Genomic DNA, 21,981 nt, shown 5'->3' with positions numbered 1-21,981 from the left:
CAGGCTGGTCGAGGCGCTGCGCGCCTCGCTGAAGGAGACCGAACGGCTGCGGGAGCGCAACCGCGCCCTGACCGCCGCGGCCCGGGAACCGATCGCGATCGTCGGGATGGCGTGTCGCTACCCCGGCGGCGTCACCACGCCCGAGGAACTGTGGCGGCTCGTCGCGGACGGCGTGGACGGCATCGGCGCGTTCCCCGACGACCGCGGCTGGGACCCGGACCTGTACGACCCGACGCCAGGGACCCCCGGCCGCTCCACCACCCGGCAGGGCGGATTCCTGTACGACGCGGGGGACTTCGACGCCGCGTTCTTCGGCATCGGCCCGCACGAGGCACGGATCATGGACCCGCAGCAGCGGCTGCTGCTGGAGGGCTCCTGGGAGGCGCTGGAGCACGCGGGCATCGACCCGACGTCGCTGCGCGGCAGCCGCACCGGGGTGTTCGCGGGCCTCATGTACCACGACTACTTCGGCAGCTTCGGCTCCGGAAGCGTCGCCTCCGGCCGTATCGCCTACACCCTGGGTCTGGAGGGTCCGGCGCTCACCGTGGACACGGCGTGCTCCTCGTCGCTGGTGGCGCTGCACCTGGCGGCGCGGGCACTGCGGGAGGGGGAGTGCACGCTGGCCCTGGCGGGCGGGGTGACGGTGATGGCCTCGCCGGGCACCTATGTCGAGTTCAGCCGCCAGGGCGGGCTCTCCCCGGACGGCCGGTGCCGGTCCTTCTCCGACGACGCCGACGGCACCGGGTTCTCGGAAGGGCTCGGTGTGCTGGTGTTGGAGCGGTTGTCGGATGCGCGGCGGTCGGGGCGTCGGGTGTGGGGGGTGGTGCGGGGTTCGGCGGTGAATCAGGATGGTGCGTCGAATGGGTTGACGGCGCCGAATGGTCCGGCGCAGCAGCGCGTGATTCGTGAGGCGTGGGTGGCTGCGGGTGTGTCGGGGGGTGGGGTGGATGTGGTGGAGGCGCATGGGACGGGGACGGTGTTGGGTGATCCGATCGAGGCGCAGGCGTTGTTGGCGACGTATGGGCGGGGTCGTGGGGGTGGGGATCCGTTGTGGTTGGGGTCGGTGAAGTCGAATGTGGGGCATGCGCAGGCGGCTGCGGGTGTGGCGGGTGTGATGAAGATGGTGTTGGCGATGGGGGCGGGGTGGTTGCCGGCGACGTTGCATGTGGACGAGCCGTCGCGGAAGGTCGACTGGGGTTCGGGGCGGGTGCGGTTGTTGACGGAGGGGCGGGAGTGGGTGCGGGGGGATCGTCCCAGGCGTGCGGGGGTGTCGTCGTTCGGGATCAGTGGTACGAACGCGCACGTGATCCTGGAGGAGGCCCCCGACGAGGACACCCCCGCGCACGACGGGACCGAACCCCACGCCCCCGCCGTGGTGTTGCCGCTGTCCGCCCGCTCCGCGCGCGCCCTTCCCGCCCAGGCCGAACGGCTGCACGCCTTCCTCGAGGATCGTCCCGAGCTGCCGCCGTCCGCCCTCGCACGCGCCCTGGGCACCCGCCGCGCCGCGCTCGGCCACCGGGCCGCCGTCACCGGCACCGACCGGGACCGGCTCCTGGCCGGCCTCCAGGACCTCGCCACCGGCCGCCCTTCGCCCGGCGTCGTCACCGGACGGGCCCGCACCGGCGGACGCACCGCTTTCCTGTTCACCGGGCAGGGTGCCCAGCGCCCCGGCATGGGTCTCGAACTGCGCGCCCACTACCCGGTGTTCGCCGCCGCCTTCGACAAGATCGACGCCCTCCTCGGACTGGACCTGGTGGGCGTACTGGGCGGCGACGACCCGGAGGCGGTGCACCGTACCCGGTACGCGCAGACCGCCCTGTTCGCCTACGAGGTCGGCCTGTTCCGGCTGCTGGAGTCGTTCGGCGTCCGGCCCGACGTGCTGGCCGGGCACTCCGTCGGCGAGATCGCCGCCGCCCATGTCGCCGGGGTGCTGGACCTGGCCGACGCGTGCGCCCTGGTCGGTGCCCGCGGCCGGCTCATGCAGGCGCTTCCCGAGGGCGGCGCGATGGTCGCCGTACAGGCGGGCGAGGACGAGGTGCTGCCGCTGCTGGACGACCGGGTGGGGCTCGCGGCGGTCAACGGACCGGAGTCGGTGGTGCTGTCAGGGGAACGCGACGCGGTGCTCGCCGCCGCCGCGACGTTCCCGAGGACCAAGCGGCTCAGCGTCTCGCACGCCTTCCACTCGCCCCTGATGGACGGCATGCTCGACGACTTCCGCGCGGTCGCCGGACGCCTGGCCTTCCGGGAGCCGCGCATCGAGGTGGTGTCGGCCCTCACCGGGCGCCCCGCCACCGGGGATCAGCTGCGTGACCCGGAGCACTGGGTGCGGCACGTGCGCCGCACCGTGCGCTTCGCCGACGCCGTCACCGCCCTCGCCGCCTCGGGCGTCACCCGGTACGTCGAGCTCGGCCCCGACGCCGTGCTGACCGGCCTCGCCCGGGAGAGCGCGGCGGAGAGCGGCAGCGCCTTCGTCGCCCTCGGCCGGCGCCGCGGCGGCGAACCGGAGGCCCTGCTGTCCGGCCTCGCCCGCCTGCACACCGACGGACTGCCCCTGGACTGGGCCGCGCTCTTCCCCGGTACGGTCCGCGTCGAACCGCCCACGTACGCGTTCCGGCACGAACGGTACTGGCTGAACGCCGACGTACCACTCGTCCCCGACCGCCCGGCCCCGCAGGGCCCCGCAGACGCCGCCCGGACCGCCGGATCCGTCGACGCGGCCCACCTCACCGGCACCACCGAGCCCGCCGACACCACCGAGTCCGCGGACGCCATCGGATCCGCGGACGCCGCAGATCCCACCGACGCCGCCGATCTCACCGACGCCGTCGGTCCCACCGGCACGCGAGCCCTCCGGCGGCGCCTGGCACAGGCCCCGCCGGCCGAGCAGGAGGCCCTGCTGACCGAACTCGTGCGCTCCCGGGCCGCCGTGGTCCTCGGACACCGGGGACCGCAGGACGTCGAACCCGACGCCGTCTTCCTGGAGATCGGCCTGGACTCGGTCTCGGCGGCCGAACTGCGCGCCGCGCTCGGCACCGCGCTCGGCCTCGACGTCCCGGTCGGTGCCGTGTTCGACCACCGCACCCCTCTCGCGCTCGCCGCGCACCTGCGCGAACGCATCCTCGGCGGCGGTGACGGCGGCGGAACGGAACCGGCCGACGCCGACGACCTTGGGACCGTCGGCGGACTGGTGCGGCGCGCGGCGGCCGAGGGCCGGTGGGAACGCGCCCTGACGCTGCTGCACGCCGTGGCCGACATCCTGCCCGGCTTCTCCTCGGCGGCCGAGTTCGGCGACGTGGCCGAACCGGTGCGCCTGGCCACGGGTGACGCGGGGCCGCGCCTCATCTGCCTGCCCTCGCCGATGGCGCTGGGCGGCGCCCACCAGTACGCCCGGTTCGCCCGGCACTTCCACGGACGGCGCGACGTCCTGGTGCCGGACGTGCCCGGCTTCGTGCCCGGCGAGCCGCTGCCCCGGTCCGTGGACGCGGTCGTGGAGGTCGTGACCGAGGGCGTCCGCAGGGCCGTCGCCGAGGACGAACGACCCTACGTACTTCTCGGCTACTCCTCCGGCGGACAGCTCGCCCACGCGGCGGCCGAGGTGATGGAAAAGGCCGGACGACCGGCCTCCGGCGTGGTCCTGCTGGACACCTATCTGCTGGGCGACGGCGACACGGAACACCTCCGGCGCGAGATGTTCGACGGACTGCTCGACCGCGAATCGGCCGTCGGGGGCTTCGGCACCGCGCGCCTCGCCGCGATGAGCCGCTACAGCGACCTGATCCCGTACTGCCTGCCGGGCGCGCTCACCGCACCGGTGCTGTTCGTACGGCCCCGGGACCCCTTCGCACCGGGCCTCGACGACTGGCGGGCCGTCTGGAACGGCGCACACGAACTCGCCGAGGTGCCCGGAACCCACTTCACGATCCTGGAGGACCGCGCCGGATCGACAGCCGAGGCCGTGGAGAACTGGCTGCCCGGCACCGCGGCGCGCTGACGCGGCGGCATACAGGAGAAGGCCCGCCGACCGAAGGAGTCCCCGGCCGTCGGACCTGCCGCGGGGCGCCACGGGTCTTTCGACCCGTGGCGCCCCGCGGCTTCCTCATCCGCCCGCCTCTGGCTTCTCCGCCCGCCTGCTCGCGGCTTCTTCACCGCGCGCCCGCGGCTTCTTCACTCACCCGCCTCACGAAAATGCGACATCCAGGCATCTATATCGCACCGAATACTGTCCGGATCCACACCCAATCGAAAAGCGACTTCTTCCGCGGCCAATTCTGACCGCCAATCGCTCCGTTGCAGGGCCAGCCACATCGTCGTGCCCCGCGGGCCGCACCTGTGACGCTTTCCGGTGCGCGGTGAGAACAGTTCCAGGTATCCGTCGGGGCGTACGCTCGCGATCAGCCCCTGGTCATTCCCCATACCGCACCGACCCCGTGCATGACGTGCGGTGCTGCCTCTCGGCCGTGAGGAGGCCGGCTGTCCTGGACACAGAGAATCCCATCCCTAGAGGGTTCGTCGGACGCTTCGACGTTACCCGTTTCCCATGCGTCGAGGCACTGGCGATGGCTGCATTTTCCGAGGGGGGAGATGATCCGGACAAGGTGATGGAACGTGCCGTGGCCGACGGACATTTCCGCCCGCTTGACAGATCGCCCGTACGGTATTCGAAGACCTTTTCCGTAGCGGGTCGGAAATCGTCGGACGACTCCGCTTACGTGCCGTATCGAGGTAGAGAAACCTCTACCTCGAATCGGCGAGACAAGGCCAATGTGCGGCGGCTTCCCCCCGCCTAATCTGATCCGCAGAAACCGCGTGGCAGGCGCGTCATCTCATTGGGGAGCCCGAGTGCACACAACACACGACCTCCGCCGGGCAGAGGCGGTACGGCTGGACGCCGTGTCGAAGATCTACGGCCGAGCCGACAGCCAGGTGACGGCGCTCCGGGAACTCTCCATGAGCTTCGCGGACGCCACCTTCACCGCCGTGATGGGCCCCTCCGGCTCCGGCAAGAGCACCTTCCTGCACTGCGCCGCGGGACTCGTCCGGCCCACGTCCGGCACCGTCACCGTCGGCGGCGCCGACCTCGACGGCCTCGACGACACCCGGCTGACCGAACTCCGCCGCGACCGCATCGGCTTCATCTTCCAGTCGTTCAACCTGCTGCCCGCCCTGACCGTGATGCAGAACATCATGCTGCCGCTGCAACTCGCCGGACGGCGGCCCGACAAGGCCCTCATCCGTTCCGTGGTGCAGCGCGTCGGCCTGGGCGAACGCCTCGGCCACCTGCCGTCCCAGCTGTCCGGCGGCCAGCAGCAGCGCGTCGCCATCGCCCGTGCCCTCGTCACCCGCCCCGCCGTCGTCTTCGCCGACGAACCCACCGGGGCGCTCGATACCCGTACCGCCGCCGCCGTGCTCGCCCTGTTGCGCGAATCCGTGGACACGGCGGGTCAGACCCTGGTCATGGTCACCCACGACCCGGTGGCCGCCTCGTACGCCGACCGCGTCGTCTTCCTCGCGGACGGCAGCCTCGCGGGCGAACTGCACCGGCCCACGGCCGACGCGGTCGCGGCCCGGATGACCCGGCTCGGCGCCTGGGAGGACGAGACCCGCGAGCAGCCCACGCCGCTCACCACCGGAGGACTGTACTGATGTGGCGGCTCGCCCTGCGCACCCTGAAGTTCCGGCGGACGAGCTTCGTCGCCACCTTCCTCGCCATGTTCCTGGGCGCCGCGATCGTCATCGGCTGCGGCGGCCTGATGGAGACCGGCGTGCGGATGGCCGCCGACCCGCAGCGCCTCACCGGCGCGCCGGTCGTGGTCACCGGTGAACAGACCTACGAATCCAATGCCCTGACGGAACGTCATCGCATCGACCCGGGCCTGGTCGACGAGGTCGCCCGCGCCGAGGGCGTCCGCGAGGCCGTCGCCGACGTGTCGTTCCCCGCCACCGTCCTCAAGGACGGCAAGCCCCTGACCGGTGAGGACGCCTCCTACGGCCACGGCTGGGCCGGCGCCCGCCTCACCCCCTATGCCCTCGCCGCCGGTGCCTCCCCCGTCACCGGCGGCGAGGTCGCCCTCGACACCCGGCTCGCCGAACGCGCCGGCGCCCGCCCCGGCTCCTTCGTCGACGTCGTCGTCCGCGGCGAGACCCGGCGCTACCGGGTCAGCGGCACCGCGGCGCAGCGCGGCGACCACAACCCCGACGCCGCCGTGTTCTTCAGCGACGACGAGGCCCGCGCCCTGGCGGGCGGACGCATCGACTCCATCGGCGTGCTGCCCGAGACCGGCGCCCCCACGTCCGCCGTCGCCGCCGCCGTACGGTCGGCCGTGGGCGACCGGGCCGAGGTCCTCACCGGCGAGCGGCGCGGCCTGGCCGAGCTGCCGGGCACCCTCTCCAGCCGGCGCACTGTCGTGATCCTCGCGGCGATCTTCGGCTCCTCCGTCGTGCTGATCGTGATGTTCGGCGTCGCCTCCACCCTCGGGCTCTCGCTCCAGCAGCGTTCCCGCGAGATGGCCCTGTTGCGTGCCGTCGGCTCCACCCCGCGCCAGCTGCGCCGCATGATCCTGTGCGAGACGGCCGTGCTGTCCGCGGGCTCGGTGCTGCTCGCCCTGTACCCGGGCCAGTTGCTCGGCCGGCTGCTGTTCGGCGTACTCACCTCCAGCGGTGTCGTGTCCTCCTCGATCGTCTACCACGCAGGCTGGATGCCGATGGCCGTCGGCGTCGTCGTCACCGTGCTCGCCGCGGCCGGGGCCACCCGCTTCGCCGGCCGCAGGGCCGCCCGCACCGAACCCGTCGCCGCCCTGGCCGAGAACGACGCCGCCACCCGCTGGTTCAGCGTCCCCCGTCTGCTGCTCGCGGTGTTCTTCCTCGTCAACGGCATCGGTCTCGCGGTCGCCACCGCCACCGTGATGGAGGACGGACCCTCCCTCGCGAGTACCGCCGGACCCGCGTCCGTGCTCTTCTGCATCGGCCTGGCCCTGCTCGCCCCGGGCATCGTCAAGGCGATGACCGCCCTGCTGTGGCTGCCGGTGCGTGCCCTGACCGGGGTCTGTGGCCAACTCGCCCTGCGCAACGCCACCACCGCCAACGTCCGCATGGCGGGGGCGGTCGCCCCCATCGTCCTGCTGATCGGCATCGCCACCGGCACCCTCTACATGCAGGCCACCGAGGACGCCGTGTCGCAACGCTCCTACGACCGCAACATCCTCGCCGACTACGTCCTCGACTCCACCACCGGAGGCTTCGCCCCCGACGTCCTCGACCGCGTCCGCGCCACCCCCGGCGTGGCCGCCGCCTCCGAGTTCGTCACCAGCCGCGGCTTCGTCGACGCCCCCGACGGACCGGCCGACGTCGACCTGCGCGGCGTGTCCGCCGACGGCGTGGCCCGCAGTCTCGATCTGCGTCCCGTCGCCGGCTCGTTGACCGACCTGCGGGACGACACCGTCGCCCTCTCCGACAAGAAGGCCGGCGAATACGGTGTACGGGTCGGCGACCGGCTGCCCATGCACCTCGGCGACGGCACCGCCGTACGCCCCACCGTCGTCGCGCTCTACACCGACAACCCCAAGCAGCAGTACCTCACCCTGCCCGCGTCGGCACTCGCCCCGCACACCGGCGACGGGCTCCCGCACCAGATCCTCGTCCGGTCCGCGCCCGGCGCCCTTGCCGAGGCCCACGACCACCTGGCCCGGCTCGCGGCCGCCGTACCCGGCACCGAACTCGACGACGGCTCCTCGCTGGCCGGCCGCAACAACCAGATCCAGCAGATCCTGGTCGCCGCCAACTACACCATCGTCGCCATGATCGTCGGCTACGCCGCCATCACCGTCGTCAACACCCTGGTGGCCGTCACCCGCAAACGCCGCGCCGAGTTCGGCCTCCAGCAGCTCACCGGAGCGACACGTCGTCAGGTGCTCGGCATGCTGACCGTCGAGGGCGTGCTCATCGGAGTCATCGCGACCGTCCTCGGCACGATCGCCTCCGCGACCACCATCGTCCCGTACAGCATGGTGAAGGCCGACTCCTACCTTCCCTCCGGATCCATCGGCATCTACCTCGCCGTCGTCGGCGGATCGCTGGTGCTGGTCTTCGGCGCCACCCTGCTGCCCTCGTGGCGCGGCATGCGCACGCCCGCCGTCGAGACCGTGAAGGCAGCGTGAGCCGAACCGAAGCCGGGCCGTCCCCGTCGCCCCCGTGCGGGGACGGCCCTTTTGCCGTCGCCCCGTCCCCCGTCGCTTCGTCCTCCGTGGCCCGGTCCTCCGCCGCCCGGTCCTCCGTGGCCCGGGGATGGAATCATGGGCTCATGCGACTGCGCCGCGCCGCCCTCGACACATTGATCGGCGTGCTGATCGCCGCCGGATCCCTGATCTCGCTGGTCCTGTTCCTCACCACCAGCTACTTCATCATCCTCTGCCTCATCGGGATCGGCTTCCTGGCCCTGCCCTACCTCACCGCGGCGGTCCGCCGGGTCTGCGACCTGAACCGCCGGGCCGCCGCACGCTGCGGCGTCCCCGTGGAACGGCCGTACCGGCCCGAACCGGAGGAGGTCGAACGGGACATCGTCGGCTGGACGCGCCGCTGCAAGTGGATCCTCGCCGACCCTGCGACCTGGCGGGACCTGCTCTGGCTCCTCCTCAACTCCGCCGTCGGGCTGCTCCTCGGCTTCGCCCCGGCCGCACTGCTCTACTACGCGGGCGAGGGACTGGTGCTGGCCTGCGGGCTGTGGCAGCCGCTCGCCGCCGACGGCGTGGGCCGGTGGTACGCGTTCATCACCGTCGACAGCGGGTCCGACGCCCTCGCCGCGGCCCTGGCGGCGCTCCTCGTGTTCACCGGCTGGTTCCTCCTCAGCCCCTGGCTGCTCAAGGGCCACGCCTACTTCGTCCGCTTCCTGCTGGGCCCGACCGAGCGGGCCCGCCTGGCCTCCCGGGTGCGGCACCTGTCCGAGACCCGCTCCGGGGCGCTCGACATCCAGGCGGCCGAACTGCGCCGCATCGAACGCGATCTGCACGACGGCGCCCAGGCCCGGCTGGTCGGCCTCGGTCTCGAACTCGGCGCCGTGGACCGGAAGCTGGACCAGGACACCGAGGAGGCCCGGCGGCTGCTGCGCCAGGCGCGCGAATCCTCGGTCCAGGCCCTGCGCGAACTGCGCGACCTGGTCCGCGGCATCCACCCCCCGGTCCTGGCCGAGCGGGGCCTCGCCGACGCCGTGCGCGCCCTGGGCCTGGCCAGCCCGCTGCCCGTCACGGTCGTGGCGGACCTGCCCGGGGACCCGCCCGACCCCGTGGCGTCGGCTGTCTACTTCTCCGTGTCGGAACTGCTCACCAACGCGCTCAAGCACGCCGAGGCCCGGCACGTGGACGTGGTCCTCGGATACGCCGACGGCGTCCTCCACGGACGCGTCACCGACGACGGCCGCGGCGGCGCCGCGATCTCGGCCGGGAGCGGTCTGGAAGGCATCCGGCGACGGCTGGCATCCTTTGACGGGGTGCTGGAGATCGACAGCCCCCCGGGCGGCCCGACCGTGATGAGGATGGAGTTACCGTGCGCGTTGTCCTCGCCGAGGACCTCTTCCTGCTGAGGCAGGGGATCATCCAACTGCTGGAGGCGTACGACTGCGAGGTGGTCGCCGCGGTCGACAACGGGGAGGACCTGAGAGCCGCCCTCGCCGAACACCGGCCCGACGTGGCCGTGGTGGACGTCCGATTACCTCCCACCTTCACCACCGAAGGGCTCCAGGCGGCCCTTCGCGCCCGTCGTGAACAGCCCGGCCTGCCCATCCTCGTACTCTCCCAGCACGTCGAGCAGATGTACGCCCGCGAACTCCTGGCCGACGGCACCGGCGGAATCGGCTACCTGCTCAAGGACAGCGTCCTCGACGACGAGCAGTTCATCGACGCGGTGCGCCGGGTCGCCGCGGGAGGCACGGCCATGGACCCCGCCGTAGTGGCCCAGCTGATGGTCTCCCACTCCCGCGACGAGCCCCTGTCCGCGCTCACCGCGCGGGAACGCCAGGTACTGGAACTCATGGCGGAGGGATGCTCCAACACCGCCATCGCGCAACGGCTCACCGTCACCGAGGGCGCCGCGGCGAAACACATCTCCAGCATCTTCTCCAAACTGATGCTCCCGCCGTCGAGCGACAGCAACCGCCGCGTCCTGGCGGTCCTGGCCTACCTCAACGCGTGAACGCCGCACTCCGCCGGACCCGTTCCCGGCCCCGCCGCCACGGGCCGGGGCCGGTAGGGGTGGCGGTGCGTACACCGCCCGGGCAAGACTGGCGGGGCACGCCCCGTACCTCCGCCGCACCCCGTACGTCAGGCACACCCGCACCACCGGCCCGCACCGCACCTCGCGCGCCGTACATCAGGCACACCCCGTACCGCGCCGCCACGAAGGGAACCCGCGCCCCATGACCATGCCCGCCGAGCAGGACCGCCTGTGGATTCGCCGCTACCACCCCCGCCCCGACGCGGCGGTCAGGGTGGTGTGCCTGCCGCACGCGGGCGGTTCGGCGACCTTCTACCGGCCGGTGTCGGCGGCCCTGCCCGCCTCCGTCGACGTACTCGCCGTGCAGTACCCGGGGCGCCAGGACCGGCGCGCCGAACCCTGCGTCGCCACGATCGAGGAACTCGCCGACCGGGTCACCCCGCTGCTCCTGGCCCGGGCGGACCGCCCGCTGGTCCTGTTCGGCCACAGCATGGGCGCCACCCTCGGCTACGAGATCGCGCGACGCCTGGAGCACGACCACGGCGTCGTTCCGCACGCCCTGTTCGCCTCCGCGCGCCGCGCCCCCGCCGTACCGCGCACGGAGACCGCCCACCTGCGCGACGACGAAGGGCTCATCAAGGAAATGCGGCTGCTGAGCGGGACCGAGTCGGCGATCCTCGACGACACGGAGCTGATCCGCATGGCCCTGCCCGCCATCCGCGCCGACTACCGGGCCGCCGAGACCTACGTCCACCGGCCCGGACCGAAGCTGAGCTGCCCCGTGTGGAGCCTGGTCGGGGACAACGACCCCAAGGTCACCCTCGACGAGGCGAGGGCCTGGTCCCAGCACACCGAGGGCGCCTTCGAGTTCCGTGTCTTCGCGGGCGGCCACTTCTATCTGACGGAGCATCAGCACGACATCGTCCGGCTGATCACCGACCGGGCCGCGGCCCCGGCGGCCACCGCCACCGGCTGAACACGGCGGGGCGGAGACCCGGCCTTCGCGCGCGTGCGTGCCGGTCTCCCGCTCCCGTACCCCGCCGGACCGCCCCGCGCCTACGCCGGCCCGGGTGCGGTGCCGGTCAGTTCGTACGGCTCACCCAGGGCCCGCAGGCAGTCCCCCTCCCGCGCCATGGGGCGCACGGCGACGCGCTCGCCCGGGTAGAGGGCGAGGAGGGCGACCCGGGACCTCAGCGACTTCCGAATCCGGCCGGCCCCGGGGGCGGCATCCGGCGAGAGGTCTTCGATGTCCAGGTGGTCGACCTCCCGGCTCACGAGCAGCGTGTGGAAGCGCAGCATCTCGTGGCCGTCGTCCTCGTCCTGACGCCGTCCCGTGCACAGCAGCGTCTCGGACTCGCCGAACGGCATCAGCGGCCTGCCGCACAGCAGGGTCTCGTTCTTCCGGCGGTCGGCCGGATCGAACCCCACGCAGCTCCCGGAAAGATGCTCCGGCAGCGGCCAGGTCCCGTTGTCCTCACGGGCCGCGAAGCAGAGCTCCTCGGCGACGAAGCCGTCCTTGCGCCGGTGCAGGAGCAGGACGAAGCCGAGACCGTCCCGCACACAGAGGTCGGCGACGACGGCCCCGGCGGCCCCGGCCGCACCGACGAGCACGGCCGGGCCCGCATCCGTGGCCGTCAGGGCGGCGCGGGCGACCTCCGCCAGGTTCCGGGGCCCTTGGCCCGCGGGCGCGGGGGTGGTTCCTGAGGCGAAGGACACGGCTCAGAGCACCCGGCGCAGCCAGCCGTGCTTGTCCTCGGCGCGCCCGTACTGGATGTCCAGCACGTGCTTGCGCAGGGCCACGGTCTGCTTGCCCGGGGTGCCGTCCCCGACGGTGAACTGGTAGCCGTCGCCCTTGAAGCCGGTGATCGGGGTGATGACCGCGGCCGTGCCCGCGGCGAACACCTCGGTGATGGAGCCGTCGGCGGCGCCCGCGCGCAGTTCGTCCAGCGTGACCGACCGTTCCTGCGGGGTCAGGCCGAACTCGGGGGCCAGGGCCAGGACGGTGTCGCGGGTGACGCCCTCCAGGATCGTGCCGAGCTCCGGTGTCACGAGGTGCCCGTCCGAGGTGACCAGGCACAGGTTCATCGTCCCGGACTCCTCCAGCTTGCCGTCGCCCGCGCTGTCCAGGTACATGACCTGGTCGCAGCCGTGCTCCTCGGCCTCGATCTGCGCGGCCAGGCTCGCGGCGTAGTTGCCGCCGCACTTGGCGGCGCCGGTGCCGCCGTCCGCCGCCCGGGTGAACCGTTCGCTCACCCACAGGGTGACCCCCGTGACACCGGACGCGAAGTAGGGACCCGCCGGGCTCGCGATCACCGAGTAGACCACGCGGGCGGCGGGCCGCACCCCGAGGAACGCCTCCGAGGCGAACATGAACGGCCGCAGGTACAGGCTCTCCTCACCGGACGACGCCGGGACCCACGCCTCGTCCGCGCGGACCAGTTCCTCCACGCTCGTGAGGAAGTCCTCCTCCGGGAGCGCCGGCAGCACCAGACGCCCGGCCGAGCGGACGAAGCGCCGGGCGTTGGCCTCGGGACGGAACAGCCAGACGCTGCCGTCCGCGTGGCGGTACGCCTTCAGCCCCTCGAAGATCTCCTGCGCGTAGTGCAGGACGGCGGCGCTGGGGTGCAGGGAGAACGGCTCCAGCGGGCCCACCTTGTGATCGTGCCAGCCGGCTTCCCGCGTCCACACGGCCGAGGCCATGTGGTCGGTGAAGTGACGGCCGAAGCCCGGGGCGGCGAGGATCTTCTCGCGCTCGGCCGCCGGCGTGGCACGTGTGGTCCGGGACAGGGGGAAGCCAGTACTCATAGCCAATTCCTTACGCCGGAGCGGTCCTTCGGCGGGTGCGGATGCCGCCCGCCGGATCGGGCCCCCATGGTAATGGCCGTCACCTCCGGGAGGACCGGCGTGGGGGTTCGCCGATACCGCCCACGACGGCGTGCAATCCGCCGTCGGCGTGGACCACTTGACCGGTGGTGCACCGTGCCAGGTCGGACAGCAGGAACAGCACCGCGCCCACCACCTGCCGGGGATCGGCGCGGTCCCAGCCCAACGGGGCCCAGCGCTCGTAGTGCTCGGCCAGTGCGTCGAAGGTGCTGATCCCGCGCGCCGACAGCGTCTCCAGCGGCCCGGCCGCGACCAGGTTGACCCGTACGCCCAGGGGCCCCAGATGCAGCGCCAGGTAACGGGCGACCGCCTCGAGCGACGCCTTGAAGACACCCATCCAGTCGTAACCGGGAAGGCTGCGGGCGCTGTCGACGGTGACGCCCACGACGCTGCCGCCGTGTTCGCCCGCGGTCAGCAGCGGAGCGAGCGACGCCGCCAGCCGCTGGAGCGAGTACGCCGAGATCTCGAACCCGCGCAGGGCGCTGGGGGCGGGCGTGTCGAGGAACCTGCCGCCCACCGCGTCGGGGGGCGCGTGGGCGATGCCGTGCAGCACGCCGTCGAGCGTGCCCCACCGCCGCCCCAGCTCCTCGGCGACCCCGGCGAAGCCCGCCTCGTCCGTCACGTCGAGTTCCAGCACGTCCGGCGGGGACGGCAGCAGCGCCGCCGCCTTGCGGGTGATCCGCGCCGCCCGCCCGTACGAGCTGAGGACGACCTCGGCGCCCGCCTCCTGGAGCGCGGCGGCGACGTGCCACGCGATCGACTCCTGGTTCATCACCCCTGTGACGAGGTAGCGGCGGCCCTGGAAGTCGAATCCGGTCATGGCGTCCCCCGTTCGTTCACGGTGCTCCGGTCCGGCCGTGATCCCCGCTCCGGTCGCGGTGCCGCAGGTCCGCTCATGGTGCCCCCAGCACGAGTACGGCGTTGTGTCCGCCGAAGCCGAGCGAGTCCGACAGCCCGAGCGCCCCGCCGGGACCCGGGGCGAGCGGACGGGCGGTGCGCACGTGGTCGAGCGTGCCGAGGCGTTCGTCCGGGCGGGCCAGTCCGTGCGTCGGCGGGGCGAGGCCGTCGCGCAGCGCGGCGAGGGTGACGATGGCCTCCACGGCGCCGCCCGCGCCGAAGAGATGCCCGGTCGCCGCCTTGGTGGACGACAGCGGCACCGACTCCAGGGCGTCGCCCAGGGCGAGCCGCAGCGCACGGATCTCTGCCTCGTCGTTCAGCGGTGTCCCGGTCCCGTGCGCGTTGATGTAGCTCAGGTCCTCGGCCGCGACCCCCGCGTCGGCCAGTGCGCGCCGGACGGCCCGTGCCGCCGGGATCCCGTCCGGGGACGGCGCGGTGAGGTGATGGGCGTCGGAGCTCGCGCCGTAGCCCCGTACCAGCCCGAGGATCCCGGCGCCCCGCGCGCGGGCACCGTCCAGGCTCTCCAGGACGAGGATGCCCGCGCCCTCGCCCATCACGAAGCCGTCGCGGTCCGCGTCGAACGGCACGCACCGGCCCGTGGGGGAGAGGGCACCGGCGTGCGCGAAGGACTCGCGGACGAGCGGCACCGACGCGGCCTCGGCCCCGCCCACGACCGCGGCCGCCACCTCGCCGCGCCGGATGGCCCCCAGGGCCGCGCCGATGGCCTGCGCCCCGGCGGCGCAGGCGCCCGCCGTCGCGTACGACTCCCCGCGCAGCCCGTAGCGCCTGCTCAGGCTCGCCGCGGCGGCATTGGCCATCATCAGCGGCACCGTCAGCGGTGTCGCGTCCGCCGCCCGCGGGCTCTCCGGGACGCCGCCCAGGCCGGTGCCCACGACGCACATGATCTCGTCGGCCGGGTAGGGCAGCCCCTCGGACCACCCCGCCCGACCGAGCGCCTCCCCGGCCGCGACGAGCGCCAGCCGGGCGAACCGGGCGTTGCGCCTGCTCTCCCGGCGGGTGAGGAAGTCCCCCGCGTCGAAGTCCGCGCAGCGCCCGTCCCCGTCCACCAGCCCCGACTCGCCCGCCACGAGGCGGGAGACCAGGACGTCCGCGCCGACACCGAGCGGGGTGACCGCGCCGACGCCGGTGACCGCGACCGGATCCGTCAAAGGCCGGCCTTCTCCGCGACGTCGGAGGCGAGCCGACCGACCGTGACGTCGGCGAGCTCGGCGCGCGGGATGGTGACCCCGTAGGTGCGCTTGATGGTGGCCATCAGCTCGGCCGCGTCGAGCGAGTCGATGTCCAGGTCGTCGAACTTGGCGCCGGGCTCGATGGTGTCCTCCTCGACACCGGAGTCGACGAGTTCGGCGCGGATGAGGTCCAGGACGGCCTCGGCGGTGACGGTCGCGGGCATGATCGCTCCTTGTGTGTTCAAAGGGCTCGGGGTCGGCGGCTGAAGTTCGGGGACTGGTGCTGCGCCCAGTACCACTGGCGCCAGTAGCTCTCGGCCAGGTCCATCCAGGTCTCCAGGCGCTGCTCGCTGTCGAGGAACCAGTTCAGACCGACCATCAGCCAGCTGTAGACGGCCTGGCTGTCGCGGCAGCCGCCGCAGTCGCCGGAGGTGCAGCAGAACTGCAGCGTCTCGTAGTCGGCGCCGTAGACGGCGAAGCCGTCCAGCACCGGGTTGCCGTTGTTCACCCGCTGCTCGTGCTCGGGCATCTCGACGCTGATGCTGGGGCAGACGTCGTAGCCGAACCGTCCGCCCCAGTGTCCGCGCCCGGTGATGAGGGCCTCGATGAAGTACGGATGGCTGACGACGGTGTCCGGGTACAACTCCTTGACCCGCAGCGCCTCGGCGAGGGTGCGCTTCTCGTTCTCGATCCGCAGCGGATGGTCGGAGCCGTGCTCGCTGTAGAAGTTGAACGTCACCTGGTTGCCGTTGTCGCGGATCGCCCGCACCGTCGGCTCGACGTAGGGGAGTCCCTCCTCCGACAGGGCGAAGACGAAGGTGACACGCGGGTCCTCGCGGTAGTGCCCGAGCGCCTTCTCGAACAGCCCTGTGAACGAGGAGCCGTTCGGGCGGTGCGCGCGCAGCGCGTCGTCGAGCGGCCCGCCGCCGAACAGGCTGATGCCGACGGCGACGTTCTCGAAGCCCTCGCGCGGCAGCGGGCGCAGGCCGTTGGTGGAGAGGGTGATGTAGGGCAGCGTCTCCACGAACGGGCGGACCCGGTCGAGGACGATGGTCGGCTCGCCGCCGATGAGGGTGGCCTGGGTGACGCCGTCCGCCGCCAGCTTCTCGGCGAACGCCCGGATCCGGCCGGGGTCCGAGACCTCCTTCACCGCGGTGTCGAAACCGCCCTCGAAATACCAGCAGCCCTTGCAGCGGATGTTGCAGGCCGTGGTGAGGTGGACCTCGCAGCCGCGCACCCGGACGCCCATGCCGCGCAGGGTCTTCAGCCGGGCGGCGAGGTCGGGACGGTCGGCCAGCAGTCCGCGCAGCCGGGCCTTGGCCTCGGCCCGGGAGGGCGGACGCGGGGTGATGAGCACGGGTATGGCCATGACTGCCTCCGCGGCTTATTCGGGGACGCGCAGGCCCAGGTTGGTGACGCGCGGAGCGACTTTCTCGCGCCACAGTGCGACGGCCTCGCCGTTGGTGGTCCTGCGCAGGCCGTAGCGCACGGCCTGCCGGGAGCGCTTGGTGTTGGCGCTGCCGAAGATCCCGACGAACATCGGCCACAGCCGGTCGAGCGCGGCCTGGAGCTGTTCGCGGCCCTCGTCCGTGGCCGCGAGGTTGCGGCAGACCCGGGCGCCGTGGGCGATGTGGATCTTCTCGTCGAGGACGATCGTGCGCACCGCCTCGGCCCACGGCCGGTAGCTGCTCTCGGCGAACTCGCGGAGCATCACCATCGCGGTCTCCTCGCCGATGTACGAGTAGATCCCGCGTTCGGCCCAGGTGGTGCAGGTGTGCATGCGCTCGTCCGCGAACAGCATGCGCTCGGACAGCGGCTGCGTCTCCATGTACGTGGTGTCGACGCCGATGTCCGCGAGAACGCGTTTGCCGATCTTGTAGTGGTCGTACTCCTCGGCGGCCCGTTCCGCGCACACCTGGCGCTCCTCCGAGGACGGTGCGAGCGGCAGGAACATCAGCGCGTAGTCGTCGCCGCCGGACAGTTCGCCCTCGGTGTTGATGGTGATCTGGCTGATCAGCATCTTCTGGTAGTCGCGGGGCATCCGGTGGAACTCCTCCGGCGTGCGCACCACGACTTCTTCGTCGTCCAGTACCGCGAACGTCATCGGCGACCTCACCTTCTCACGGACGAAAGAGCAGGACGAGAAGCGGAAGGAGCGTGGCGCACGCGCCGGGGACCGGTCCCGCCCCCGACGTGCGGCACGGACCCCCGTACCCGCGGAGCGACACATTGTCACACCGAGGACGGGCAGCACCAGGCTTCGCCGCACACCCATTGTTTTTCGCCAACAGATGTCCATCTCAAGGGAGTTGGCTGATCCATCCGTATGCCCGGATCGTCGACCGGATGGACTTTGTATCGGCAACTCCGCTTGCATTTCAGGTGATTGATGACCAAGTAATCTCAAATTCCTTTGCAGCATGGGGTGATCAGGCGATCGAACTGTTAATCTCACCGGCGATGTCATCGACTTCGGACACCGCCACCGCCACCGGTCCGCTGCGCCGGGCCATGGAGACGATCAGGTCGCTGCGCGCGGAGCTGGACGCCGCCCGCGGCACGCGGCGCATCGCCGTCGTGGGCACCGGACTGCGCGCGCCGGGCGGCATCGGCGACCGTGAGACGTACTGGCGGGCCCTGGCCGAGGGCCGCGACCTCACCGGCGAACTCCCCGGGCAGCGACGCGGCGTGTTCGGCACCGCCTGGGACGGGCTGCTGTCCCGCGGCGGATACCTGGACGACGTGTTCGGTTTCGACGCGAAGTTCTTCGGCATCTCACCCCGCGAGGCGAGGAACCTCGACCCGCAGCACCGCCTGCTGCTCCAGGTGGTCTGGGAGGCGTTCGAGGACGCGGCCATCCCGCCCGCGAGCGTCGCGGAGTCCACCGGGGTCTACGTCGGCATCACCGGGCAGGACCACCGGCACTGGGCCGAACCCGAACCGAACGCCTCCTGGCTGATCGGCAACGGGCACTGCTTCGCCGCGGGCCGGATCGCCTACACGCTCGGCCTGCGGGGACCGGCGATGGCCATCGACACCGCCTGCTCGTCCTCCCTGGTCGCGGTGCACACGGCGTGCCGCGCCCTGACGGCGGGGGACTGCGACGTGGCCGTGGCCGCCGGCGTGAGCCTCGTCCTCGCGCCGCGCTCCACGGCGGAGATCCAGCGCACCGAGGCCCTGTCGCCGGACGGCCGCTGCCGCCCCTTCGACGCACGGGCCAACGGTTTCGTCCGGGGCGAGGGCTGCGGCGCCGTGGTGCTCAAACGGCTCACCGACGCCGAACGCGACGGGGACCGCGTCCTCGCCGTGATCGAGGGCACCGGCGTCAACCAGGACGGCCGTTCCGCCGGCTTCACCGCCCCGGACGTCACGGCCCAGACCCAGCTCATCACATCCGTGCTCGGCGCCACCGGACTCACCGCCGACGACATCGGCTACCTGGAGGCGCACGGCACCGGAACCCCGCTGGGCGATCCCATCGAACTGGAGGCCGCCCGCACCTCGCTGGGCGGCACAGGCCGCACCTGGTACGTCGGATCGGTGAAGGCGAACATCGGGCACGCCGAGGCCGCCGCCGGCGTACTCGGACTCATCAAGGCCCTGCTCTGCCTGGAGAGGCGGCACATTCCCCGGCAGGCGCGGTTCGAGCGGCTCAACCCGCGGATCGTGCTCGACGGCAGCGGCATGACGGTACCGACGGAGACGGTCCCCTGGGACCCGACGGCCTCGGGGCGGTGCGCCGCGATCAGTTCCTTCGGCATGAGCGGCACCAACGCCCACGCGGTGCTCTCCCCGGCGGTCGCCGACCTCGGGCCCGCCCCGACCCCGGAGCACCCGCCGGGCTCGACTCCGGTGGCCCCGTCGGGTCCGGAGACACCGCCCGTCACGCCCGCCTCCGCCCCCGCCGGGCTCCTCGTCTCCGCGCACACCGGGACGGCACTGCGCGCCCTCGCCCTGCGCTACGCCACGGCACTGTCCGGGCCCACCGCCGAGGCCGACTACGCCGCCTTCGCGTACACCGCGACCCACGGCCGCACCCGGCTGCGGTGCGCCGCCTGGATCACGGCGGACAGCGCCGCCGAAGCCCGCGAGGCGCTGACCGCGCTGGGCCGCGGCGCCGACGACCCGCGGCTGCGGACGCTGCACGGGACGGAGACCGTCCCGGCCGGCCCGGCGCCGCGCACGGTGCGCTCGCTGCCGCTCTACCCGTGGGAGGAGACCACCCACTCCATCCGCCCGCTCGGCGGAGCCTGAGAGCCTGTCGGGTGACCTTCGGCCGGAAAGCGGCCGAAGGTCACCCGACAGGCTCTGAGTCTCACGGCGCGCGCCTCCTGCTGCCGGGAAAGGCGAAGTGCAGTGTGGCCAGGGCGACCGTGCGGCCCGGACCGTCCTCCACCCGCGCCGTGAACACGCCCGTCCGGCGCCCGATGCGCTCGGCCCGGACCCGGGCCCGCAGCTCACCCGGCTCCACCGCCTCCAGAAAGCTGATACTGCTCGACGTCAGCGTCGCCGACGGGGTCGCGCCCAGATAGGCGCTGACGGCGACGTACCCGGCCACGTCGGCGAACGCGAAGAGGGCCGGCCCGGACACCGTGCCGCCCGGCCGCACCGGCAGCCGCGACGGACACACGGTGAGGACCAGACCGTCGGCCGACACCTCGACCACGTCCAGTCCCTTCTCGCCCGGCAGATACTCCGCCAGCAGCAGACGCGTCTCCTCGACGCCGAGGACCGGGCGATCACCCATGCGCGGCGGACCCCTCCGTGTCGGACGTGCCGGACGTGTCGAACAGCTCGGACAACGCGGCACCCAGCCGCGCCAGACTGCCGTACTTCCACAACAGCGTCGGACTCAGCCGCAGCCCCAACGACGACTCCAGCCGGTTGCGCAGCTCCACCGACATCAGCGAGTCCAGCCCCAGCGACCTCAGCGGCACGTCCCGGGCCAGCTTGTCCCCGTCCACGCGCAGCACGAACGCGGCGTCACGGCGCACCACTTCCTCCACCAGCTCCCTGCGCCGCCGCGCGGGCACGTTCCGCAGCCCCGTGTCGACCACCGTCCGGTCCGAGGCCGCGAGCGACTGCCAGCTGGACTGCGAGGCCGTGGCCGGATACGTCTCCCGCCACCGTTCGGGATCGAGTGCGGCATACGCGACGACCGCCTCGTCCGTCTCGATGAACCGGCGCAGCGCCCGCCAGCACGCGTCGACGTCGACGCCGCCCAGCCCCCGGTCGGCCAGCCGGTCGCCGCGATCGGCCGACCGCGCCGCGAGCCCGATGCCGGACACCGGACCCCACTGCACGCTCAGCCCGGGCAGCCCGGCCCGGCGCCGCTCCAGCGCCAGGGCGTCCAGTGCGCTGTTGGCCGCCGCGTACGCCGCCTGACCGGCCGTGCCGACGTACGCCGCCGCCGACGAGAACAGCACGAACAGGTCCAGGCCGTCGTCGGCGGTGAGTTCGTGCAGCACCCGGGCGCCGTGCGCCTTCGGGCGCAGCACCCGCTCGATCCGGCCGGCGTCGAGACCGAGCAGGGTCGCGTCGTCCAGGACGCCCGCCGCGTGGAACACCCCGCGCAGCGGAGGGAACCGCGTACGGATCTCGTCCAGCACCTCCCGCATGCGCTGCTCGTCGGCCACGTCGGCCGACCACACGCCCACCCGGGCCCCGGTGGCCCGCAGCGCCTCGATCCGGCCGGGATCGTCCGGCGCGGACCGTCCGAGGAGCGCGATCGCCCCGGCCCCCGAGGCCGCGAGGAACTCCGCCAGCGACAGGCCCAGCGCGCCCAGCCCGCCGGTGATCAGATAGGTGCCCCCGGCGCGCAGCCGCCCGCCCGGCAGGGGCTGTGGCCGGACCGGTCCCGACCGGGCCGGAGCGGTGAGCACGATCTTGCCGATGTGCTCACCGCGCGCCATGGTGCGCATCGCGTCCTCGGCGTCGGCGAAGTCCCGGGCGCGCACCGGCAGGGGACCGAGCTCGCCCGCCTCCACCAGACCCCACACGGTCCTGAGCAGCGACGCGAAACGCTCCGGCCGGCGGCGCAGCAGACCGGCGATGTCGACGGCCGTCACGGAGATCGACTTCTTGAACACCCCGAGACCGACGGAGGTCCCGGCGTGGATGTCCCGCTTGCCGACCTCCACGAAGCGGCCGTCCTCGGCCAGCACCTCCATGCCGAGGGGCAGGGCGGCGCCGGACAGGGAGTTGAGCACCACGTCCACCCCTCGCCCACCCGTGACCTCCCGCACCCGCGCGGCCCAGTCGAGACCGCGCGAGTCGAAGACGTGCGCCACACCCATGTCCCGCAGACGGCGGCGCTTGTCCTCGGTACCGGCCGTGGCGATCACCGTCGCGCCCGCCCGCCGCGCGACCTGCAGCGCGGCCAGACCGAGGCCCCCGGTGGCGGAATGCACGAGCACCGTCTCCCCGGGCCCGGTCCTCGCCACCTCGACGAGCGCGTAGTGGGCGGTGACCAGCACCATGGGCAGGGCCGCCGCCTCGACGGCGCCCAGCGCGGCGGGCACCGGTACGACATGCCGGGCGTCGACGGTGACATGGCTGGCGAGCGCCCCGAAGCCACAGGCGACCACCCGGTCCCCGACGGCGGTCCCCGTCACCCCGGGGCCGACGGCGGTCACCACGCCCGCGCAGTCCAGCCCCAGGAGTTCGCGGTCCGCCGAATCGTCCGGGTAGACGCCCATGGCCTTCATCACGTCGATGAAGTTCAGCGACGCCGCGTCGACGGCGACCTCCACCCGCCCCTCGCCGGGTGCCGACCGGTCCAGCGGCCACCGGTACAGCGAGTCGAGAGCGC

At 72.9% G+C, this 21,981-nt stretch carries 16 protein-coding genes; 7 read left to right on the top strand and 9 right to left on the bottom strand.

Annotation, left to right across the window (positions count from 1 at the left end; genetic code table 11):
* Positions 1-4: 4 nt before the first annotated feature.
* The 6 genes from AMK22_RS23520 to AMK22_RS23490 all read left to right on the top strand — a co-directional run bounded on the left by AMK22_RS23520 (position 5) and on the right by AMK22_RS23490 (position 11,176).
* Positions 5-3,991 carry a type I polyketide synthase gene (locus AMK22_RS23520; protein ID WP_443333314.1) on the top strand — a complete coding sequence of 1,329 codons (3,987 nt, stop codon included), beginning with the start codon at positions 5-7 and terminating at the stop codon, positions 3,989-3,991.
* An 848-nt stretch (positions 3,992-4,839) separates the two neighbouring features.
* Positions 4,840-5,643, top strand: coding sequence for an ABC transporter ATP-binding protein (locus AMK22_RS23510; protein WP_073788026.1), 804 nt, complete (start codon positions 4,840-4,842; stop codon positions 5,641-5,643).
* Positions 5,643-8,153 carry an FtsX-like permease family protein gene (locus AMK22_RS23505; protein WP_073788024.1) on the top strand — a complete coding sequence of 837 codons (2,511 nt, stop codon included), beginning with the start codon at positions 5,643-5,645 and terminating at the stop codon, positions 8,151-8,153. Before AMK22_RS23510 ends, AMK22_RS23505 begins: the two co-directional genes overlap by 1 nt.
* Before the next feature lie 143 nt (positions 8,154-8,296).
* Complete coding sequence (locus AMK22_RS23500; RefSeq protein WP_073788023.1) at positions 8,297-9,571, top strand: sensor histidine kinase; 1,275 nt, start codon at positions 8,297-8,299, stop codon at positions 9,569-9,571.
* Entirely contained in the window at positions 9,535-10,179 is a 645-nt protein-coding gene (locus tag AMK22_RS23495) for a response regulator transcription factor (protein ID WP_073788021.1), read from the top strand. Before AMK22_RS23500 ends, AMK22_RS23495 begins: the two co-directional genes overlap by 37 nt.
* 223 nt (positions 10,180-10,402) lie before the next feature.
* On the top strand, positions 10,403-11,176 hold the full coding sequence (locus tag AMK22_RS23490; RefSeq protein WP_073788020.1) for a thioesterase II family protein: 774 nt from the start codon (positions 10,403-10,405) through the stop codon (positions 11,174-11,176).
* An 80-nt stretch (positions 11,177-11,256) separates the two neighbouring features.
* Here the strand turns inward: AMK22_RS23490 and AMK22_RS23485 are convergent, their stop codons facing one another.
* From AMK22_RS23485 to AMK22_RS23455, 7 genes are all read right to left on the bottom strand, one after another.
* Positions 11,257-11,916 (bottom strand): hypothetical protein, encoded by a 660-nt coding sequence (locus tag AMK22_RS23485; protein ID WP_079186344.1) that lies wholly within the window; start codon positions 11,914-11,916, stop codon positions 11,257-11,259.
* A 3-nt stretch (positions 11,917-11,919) separates the two neighbouring features.
* Positions 11,920-13,005, bottom strand: coding sequence for a branched-chain amino acid aminotransferase (locus tag AMK22_RS23480; RefSeq protein ID WP_073788018.1), 1,086 nt, complete (start codon positions 13,003-13,005; stop codon positions 11,920-11,922).
* A gap of 79 nt (positions 13,006-13,084) precedes the next feature.
* The gene (gene fabI / locus AMK22_RS23475; RefSeq protein WP_073788016.1) at positions 13,085-13,903 is read right to left on the bottom strand and encodes an enoyl-ACP reductase FabI; all 819 of its coding nucleotides are present in this window, start codon (positions 13,901-13,903) and stop codon (positions 13,085-13,087) included.
* A gap of 73 nt (positions 13,904-13,976) precedes the next feature.
* Positions 13,977-15,149: a beta-ketoacyl-[acyl-carrier-protein] synthase family protein gene (locus AMK22_RS23470; RefSeq protein ID WP_073788014.1), complete on the bottom strand. Its 1,173-nt coding sequence runs from the start codon at positions 15,147-15,149 to the stop codon at positions 13,977-13,979.
* Positions 15,146-15,394: an acyl carrier protein gene (locus AMK22_RS23465; protein WP_073788013.1), complete on the bottom strand. Its 249-nt coding sequence runs from the start codon at positions 15,392-15,394 to the stop codon at positions 15,146-15,148. The genes AMK22_RS23470 and AMK22_RS23465 overlap by 4 nt, the downstream gene beginning before the upstream one ends.
* 17 nt (positions 15,395-15,411) lie before the next feature.
* A complete protein-coding gene (locus AMK22_RS23460) occupies positions 15,412-16,539 on the bottom strand; it encodes a radical SAM protein (protein WP_073788011.1) in 1,128 nt (375 codons plus the stop codon).
* A gap of 15 nt (positions 16,540-16,554) precedes the next feature.
* Positions 16,555-17,274, bottom strand: a complete 720-nt coding sequence (locus AMK22_RS23455) for a Phenylacetic acid catabolic protein (RefSeq protein ID WP_199883302.1) — start codon at positions 17,272-17,274, stop codon at positions 16,555-16,557.
* 356 nt (positions 17,275-17,630) lie between these two features.
* Between AMK22_RS23455 and AMK22_RS23450 the strand changes: the two genes are divergently transcribed.
* Positions 17,631-19,424 (top strand): beta-ketoacyl synthase N-terminal-like domain-containing protein, encoded by a 1,794-nt coding sequence (locus AMK22_RS23450; protein WP_242434102.1) that lies wholly within the window; start codon positions 17,631-17,633, stop codon positions 19,422-19,424.
* A 61-nt stretch (positions 19,425-19,485) separates the two neighbouring features.
* Here the strand turns inward: AMK22_RS23450 and AMK22_RS23445 are convergent, their stop codons facing one another.
* Entirely contained in the window at positions 19,486-19,917 is a 432-nt protein-coding gene (locus tag AMK22_RS23445; protein ID WP_073788009.1) for a PaaI family thioesterase, read from the bottom strand.
* Positions 19,910-21,877: an SDR family NAD(P)-dependent oxidoreductase gene (locus AMK22_RS40170; protein ID WP_443333313.1), complete on the bottom strand. Its 1,968-nt coding sequence runs from the start codon at positions 21,875-21,877 to the stop codon at positions 19,910-19,912. Before AMK22_RS40170 ends, AMK22_RS23445 begins: the two co-directional genes overlap by 8 nt.
* Positions 21,878-21,981: the final 104 nt, after the last annotated feature.

This window comes from Streptomyces sp. CB01580 (assembly GCF_001905795.1).
Lineage (GTDB): Bacteria > Actinomycetota > Actinomycetes > Streptomycetales > Streptomycetaceae > Streptomyces.
The sequence above is the reverse complement of the archived record's forward strand: the minus strand, read 5'-3'. Positions and strand labels throughout refer to the sequence as shown.